This window comes from Allobosea sp. CER48 (assembly GCF_044752385.1).
Lineage (GTDB): Bacteria > Pseudomonadota > Alphaproteobacteria > Rhizobiales > Beijerinckiaceae > Allobosea.
Window position 1 is genome coordinate 1 of record NZ_JBIWYK010000541.1, and the last position, 1,871, is coordinate 1,871.

At 68.4% G+C, this 1,871-nt stretch carries 2 protein-coding genes and 1 pseudogene; all 3 read left to right on the forward strand.

Going from position 1 to position 1,871, the window contains the following annotated elements; all coding sequences use genetic code 11:
* Positions 1-771, forward strand: a 771-nt coding sequence (locus ACIPIA_RS15310) for a DUF2163 domain-containing protein (RefSeq protein ID WP_400510787.1), incomplete at its 5' end; no start/stop codon positions are given.
* Positions 768-1,199, forward strand: coding sequence for an NlpC/P60 family protein (locus ACIPIA_RS15315; RefSeq protein ID WP_400510789.1), 432 nt, complete (start codon positions 768-770; stop codon positions 1,197-1,199). The genes ACIPIA_RS15310 and ACIPIA_RS15315, both read left to right, overlap by 4 nt.
* Positions 1,199-1,871 (forward strand): annotated as a pseudogene (locus ACIPIA_RS15320) (baseplate multidomain protein megatron); the annotation flags it as partial. The gene ACIPIA_RS15315 and the pseudogene ACIPIA_RS15320, both read left to right, overlap by 1 nt.

The window sequence follows — 1,871 nt, forward strand, 5'->3', positions numbered from 1 at the left end:
CACGACCGGCCCCTCGCCTTCGATGGCCTGATCTATGCCGCGGCTACCGGGCTGGAGGCGGCCGAGATGACAGCCGAACTCGGCTTCGCCGTCGGAGGCGGCGATGTCGCGGGGGCTTTTGCCGCCGCCGGCTTGAACGAGGCCGATCTTGCTCGTGGTCTCTATGATGATGCGCGCGTACGCATCTGGCTGGTGAACTGGGCTGCGCCAGAACAGAGGCTGCTGCTCGAAGAAGGCTTCATCGGCGAGATCAAGCGCGGCGAACGCCACTTCACCGCCGAGGTTCGCAGTGTCGCCAAGGCGTTCGACGAGGAGCGCGGCCAGCTCTATCTGCGCTCCTGCCCGGCCGATCTGGGCGATGCGCGCTGCGGCGTAACCCTTGTGGCCGCGGCCGGGCATGTCGATGAGAGTGACGGTCGCCTGGCGCTGTCGGCATCGGGGCTGGCCGGCTATCCCGGCGCGCATTTCACCGGGGGGAGGCTGGTCTTCACCGGCGGTGCCAATACGGGCTTCGCGACCGAGGTGAAGCGACACGGCGTCGAGGGGGACCGCGCCGTCTTCCAGCTCTGGCAGATGCCGGGCTCGGCGATCCGGCCGGGCGACGGCTTCAGCGTGACGCCAGGTTGCGACAAGAGTTTCGCTACCTGCCGCACGAAATTCGGCAATGGCCTCAATTTCCGCGGCTTTCCGCATATGCCGACGAACGACTTCATCATCGGTGGCGTGCGCGCCAGCGATGGTCCGCTCGATGGCGGGAGCCTGTTCCGGTGAGGCGCGACGACATCGTCGAGGCGGCGCGGCTGTGGCTTGGCACGCCGTATCATCATCAGGCCTCGCTGCGAGGTGTCGGCTGCGATTGCCTTGGCCTCGTCAGGGGCGTCTGGCGTGATCTGCTGGGGCCGGAGCCGGAGGCGCCGCCGCCCTATTCGCCGTCCTGGGCCGAGAGCCTGCGGCGGGAGACGCTGGCGGACGCCGCCATGCGCCATCTACTGCCCGTCGCAACCGGAGCCGGACAACCCGGCGACGTGCTGCTCTTCCGCTGGCGCGGGCACCTGCCGGCCAAGCACTGCGCCATCCTGAGCGAGCACGATCGCATCATCCATGCCCATGACGGCGCAGCGGTCGCGGAAGTCGCGTTCACGCCCTGGTGGCGGCGCCATCTCAGCCATGCCTTTGCTTTTCCGGGAGTAACCGACTGATGGCGACGCTCTTGTTCCAGGTCGCCGGCGCTGCGCTCGGGTCCATGCTGGGTGGATCGATCGGCGGCACGATCGGCCAGGCGCTCGGAGGATTGGCGGGAGCGACCCTCGATCAAGGCTGGCTCGGCGGTTCGGGCGGCAACAAGATCGTGGAGGGTCCGCGCCTGAAGGAGATCGGTGGCCTCGCGGCCATGGAAGGGGCCGCGGTCCCGCGCGCCTACGGCCGCGTGCGGCTCGGCGGACAGCTGATCTGGGCGACGCGCATCGAGGAGGAGGTCTCCGTCTCCGTCACCCGCAGCAAGAGCGGCGGCAAGGGTGGTCGCGCCAGGAAGACCTACGAAACGACCTACAGCTACCATGCCAATCTCGCGATCGGGCTCTGCGAAGGGCCGATCGCCTTCATCAGGCGCGTCTGGGTCGACGGCCGAGAACTCGACGTGAGTACGATCGCGATGCGGGTGCACCGTGGCCAAGAGACGCAGGAGCTCGACCCGTTCATCGCGGCGAAGGAGGCGGGCGAGGCTCCGGCATATCGCGGTCTCGCCTACGTGGTCTTCGAGCGCTTCCCTCTGGCGGATTACGGCAACCGGGTCCCGCAGTTCGATTTCGAGGTGGTGCGGGCCGTCGAAGGGCTGGGCGGCATGATCCGGGCCGTCTCGCTGATTCCGGGCG